The sequence below is a fragment of the Actinomycetospora sp. genome (genome assembly GCF_055612215.1).
In genome coordinates this window covers 1-3,952 of record NZ_JBVPVA010000395.1, presented here as the reverse complement: position 1 = coordinate 3,952, position 3,952 = coordinate 1, and the positions used below count along the sequence as shown (strand labels likewise).

The window sequence follows — 3,952 nt, the reverse complement described above, 5'->3', positions numbered from 1 at the left end:
ACGTCGGGGATCGCCCGCAGCGAGCACAGCAGCGAGTCCGGCACGCCCGGGGCGTCGGCGCCGCGCAGGCGGCGGCGGGCCTGGCGCTGGGCCATCACCTCGCCCGCACAGGCCGGGCAGCGGTCCACGTGGGCGGCGGCGCGGCCCGCCGGGCCCGGGGGGAGCTCGCCGTCGACGTGGGCGACGACCGCGTCGAGCGAGAGGTGCCCGGCGGGGATCGCCTCGGAGACGGCGCCGATCCAGCGGGACCAGGGGCCGTGGTGCGACCGGCCGATCACGGCGCGGACCCGGTGCCCAGGGTCACCGGCGTGTGCCCGCCGGCCCCCTCCTCGGCCGCACGCTCGGCGCGGCGGCGCTCCAACGCGCTGCGGAGCGCCTGACGTCCCCGGTGGATGCGGCTGCGCACGGTCCCCAGTTTGACATCCAGCGTGGCCGCGATCTCCTCGTAGGACAGACCTTCCACGTCACAGAGCACGACGGCGGCCCGGAACTCGGGCGCGAGCTCGTCGAGCGCGCCCTGCAGGTCCGGGTCGAGGTGGGCCTCGGAGAAGACCTGCTCGGGGTCGGGGCCGCCCCCGGGGAGCCGGTCGGTGTCCTCGGGCAGACCCTCCATCCGGAGCCGGCCGCGCCGGCGGACCATGTCGAGGAACAGGTTCGTCGTGATGCGGTGCAGCCAGCCCTCGAAGGTGCCGGGCTGGTAGGCCGCGAGCGAGCGGAAGACCCGGATGAAGGTCTCCTGGGTGAGGTCCTCGGCGTCGTGCGCGTCGCCGGTCAGCCGGTACGCCAGGCGATACACGCGGTCGGCGTGCTCGCGCACCACGTCGTCCCACGACGGCGGCGTCCAGCCCTCGGCGGCGTCGGTGAAGCCCGCACGCGTCCCGGCCGCACCGGCGTCCGGGTCGACGGGGCGCGCAGCGAGCGTCTCGGTCATGGCACCACTGTCGCCGGCCGGGATGACACCCGGGTGAGGGTCGTCTGAGAGGGGGCTGAGGATCCGGATCGGCGCGGCGTGGGCTCCTGTGCCCGGATCCCGATCTAGCCTGGCCCGCGTGACGGAGGACGGGGGTCGCCGGGCCCGGGGCGACGGCGAACGTGGGGCGCGCGCCGCCCTGCGCGTCGTCGACTCCACGCCCACCTCGTCCCCTGCGTCCTCGCCCGCGTCCTCGCCCGCCGGCAGCGCGCGCAGCGCGGGCCGGCCGTCCGAGTCGGCGGCATCGTCGCGGCCCTCCACCGACCGGACGCTCCCGATGACCGGTGATGACGCCACGGGCGCGGGTTCCTCACCGGGCGCCCCGGGCCTGGCCGGCCGCCGCCGCGGTGCGGCCCGGCCCCCGGGGACGCGGGGAACCCACGGCGCGCGCATCCCGGTGTACCCGCGGGTGCCCACCGGGCCGCTGCGCCCACCGGCACCGCCCGGGCGCCGGGGACCGGACGTGGAGGCCCCGGCCGGACGTGACCGCGTCGGGCCCCGCGCGGTCGACCACGCCCCGGCGGGCGGGGACGACGCCCCGGGCGCCGACGACGAGGCCGCCGTCACCGTCGCACTCGACCCCGAGGAGGCCGCCGAGGCGGACGCCGTCGAGCGGCTGCGGGCCCGGGCCGAGCGCTTCACCCCCGAGGACGAGGTGCTCGCCGCCGCGCGGGAGCGGGCCGCCGAGTACGGGATCGTCCCGATCGGCGCCGGGGCCTGCGCGGCCCTGACGTTCCTCGCGTCCGCGACGCGCGCCCGCCACGTCGTCGAGATCGGCTCCGGGGCGGGGCTGGGCACCGTGAGCATGCTCCGCGGGATGCCGCGGGAGGGCGTGCTGACCAGCATCGACTGCGAGGTCTCCCACCTGGGGCTGGCCCGCCGGGCGTGCATGGAGGCGGGGTTCCCCGCCGGGCGCGTCCGGATGATCACGGGACGGGCCCTCGACGTGCTGCCGCGCCTGTCCGACGGCGGGTACGACCTCGTCCTCGTCGACGCGCTGACCGTCGAGTACCCGCGCTACCTCGAGGAGGCGGTGCGGCTGCTGCGCCCCGGCGGGGTGGTGGCGCTGGACAACGTGCTGTGGACCGGCCGGGTCAGCGACACGACACGCCGCGAGGCCATCTCCTCGGCGCTGCGGGAGACGGTGCGCGCGGTGCGGGCCGACGAGCGGCTCGCCCCGCTGCTGCTGCCGATGTCCGACGGGCTGCTCTGCGCGTCACTGCTGGCCTGACGGCTCGGCGCGCTCGGGTTCCGGCGAGGGGGCTCCCTGGCCCCTCCAGCAGACTGATGGTGCCCTTCGCTCAGAACGCCGCGACGAACTCCACCAGCGTGCGGGCCGAGAACCCGGTCGCGCCCTTGGCGACCTCCTCGTGGGGCGAGTCGCAGCGGGCGGGCCCGGCGATGTCGAGGTGCGCCCAGGGCAGCCCGCCGGTGAAGCGCTGCAGGAACAGGGCCGCGACGATCCCCCCGGGCCCGGGGGGTGCCTGGCGGACGTCGGCGATGGTGGAGTCGACGTCGGCGGCGTGCGCGGCGGCCAGCGGCATCGGCCACCACGGCTCCCCGGACGCGGCGCCGGCCTCGACGAGACGGCCCGCCAGGTCCTCGGAGGTGGCGAACAGGCCCCCGGTGCGCACCCCGAGCGCCACCTTCATCGCGCCGGTGAGCGTGGCCACGTCCACCATCACGTCGGGCTCGAGGGTCGCGACGGCCCAGCCGAGGGCGTCGGCGAGCACCATCCGGCCCTCGGCGTCGGTGTTCGTGACCTCGGAGGTGCGGCCGTCGTAGTGCCGCACGACGTCGCCGGGCCGGTAGGCCGACCCGGAGACGTGGTTCTCGGCGAGGGGGACCAGCCCCGTGACCCGCACGGGCAGCTCCAGCGTGGCGATCGCCCCCAGGGCGCCGACGACGGCCGCGCCGCCCGAGCAGTCGGTGCGCATGTCGGCCATGCCCGCGTTCGGCTTGATCGAGATGCCCCCGGTGTCGAACGTGATGCCCTTGCCGACGAGCACGACGTGCCGCGACGCACCGTCCGGGGACCACGTGATCTCGAGGAAGCGCGGCGGGCGCGAGGACCCGCCGCCGACGGCGAGCACCCCACCGAAGCCCTGCTCGGCCAGCCATGCCTCGTCCCGGACGACCAGCTCGAGGCCCGGGACGGTCCCCAGCAGGGCCGTCGCCTGGTCCGCGAACCAGGCCGGCGACTTCGCCCCGGAGGGGGTGTCGGCGAGGTCGCGAGCGATCGCCGTCGCGCGGGCGAGGACCAGCGCCCGCTCGACCGCCGGCCGGGCCTCCTCGGGCACGGCGACCCTGACGACCGGGGCCGCGGCGCGGGGTGAGGACTTGACCCCGAAGCGGTGGGAGCCGAGCAGCAGGCCGGTCGCCAGCGCGGTCCACGCGGCGTCGTCGTCCGGGCCGGGATGCCCCTCGTCGAGCGTCACGAGCACCCGCGCGACGACGTCCTCCCCGTCCGCGGAGCCCTCCCCCGCGCCGTGCAGCGGGCCGGGGTCGGTCCGCCCGGACACCACGCGCACGGTGGCCGCGCCGGCCGCGCGCCAGTCCGACCCCGAACCGGCGCCCGCGCCCACCAGCCACCGCCCGACGCCGTCGACGGGCGCCAGGGCGGCGACCGCACCGGGCGAGGCCACCCAGCCGCTCGGCGTCGTGTCCGCGACGGGCAGGGGCTCGCCAGCGGCGTCGGCGGTGCGGCGCAGCAGCACGAGCGCATCGCCGGCGGCGTCAGTGCCCGGATCGACACAGACGACGTCGGCCAGCGGTGTGGGGAGGGACGGTTGCGCGTAGGGCGTGCCCTCGACGCCGGTCGAGCGCTGCCCCGTCGTGACGGTCACCCGGTCAGGGCGAGACGGAGGTGAGCGCCTCCCGGAGGTCACTCGCCTCGTCGGCGGTCATCTCCACGACGAGCCGGCCCCCACCCTCGAGCGGCACGCGCATGACGATGCCGCGCCCCTCCTTGGTGACCTCGAG

5 protein-coding genes are annotated in these 3,952 nt (G+C 77.4%); 1 reads left to right on the top strand and 4 read right to left on the bottom strand.

Annotation, left to right across the window (positions count from 1 at the left end; translation table 11 throughout):
- Together AC0CYZ_RS11250 and sigE are read right to left on the bottom strand one after the other, a co-directional pair.
- Positions 1-278, bottom strand: a 278-nt coding sequence (locus AC0CYZ_RS11250) for a zf-HC2 domain-containing protein (RefSeq protein WP_472215276.1), incomplete at its 3' end; no start/stop codon positions are given.
- On the bottom strand, positions 275-931 hold the full coding sequence (gene sigE / locus AC0CYZ_RS11245; protein WP_472215274.1) for an RNA polymerase sigma factor SigE: 657 nt from the start codon (positions 929-931) through the stop codon (positions 275-277). The genes sigE and AC0CYZ_RS11250, both read right to left, overlap by 4 nt.
- 118 nt (positions 932-1,049) lie before the next feature.
- Between sigE and AC0CYZ_RS11240 the strand changes: the two genes are divergently transcribed.
- Positions 1,050-2,201 (top strand): O-methyltransferase, encoded by a 1,152-nt coding sequence (locus AC0CYZ_RS11240; protein WP_472215272.1) that lies wholly within the window; start codon positions 1,050-1,052, stop codon positions 2,199-2,201.
- 70 nt (positions 2,202-2,271) lie between these two features.
- Here the strand turns inward: AC0CYZ_RS11240 and AC0CYZ_RS11235 are convergent, their stop codons facing one another.
- Together AC0CYZ_RS11235 and AC0CYZ_RS11230 are read right to left on the bottom strand one after the other, a co-directional pair.
- On the bottom strand, positions 2,272-3,816 hold the full coding sequence (locus tag AC0CYZ_RS11235) for a leucyl aminopeptidase family protein (RefSeq protein WP_472215269.1): 1,545 nt from the start codon (positions 3,814-3,816) through the stop codon (positions 2,272-2,274).
- Positions 3,817-3,820: 4 nt separating this feature from the next.
- Positions 3,821-3,952: DUF3117 domain-containing protein (locus tag AC0CYZ_RS11230; protein ID WP_472215278.1), on the bottom strand; the 132-nt coding region annotated here is incomplete at its 5' end.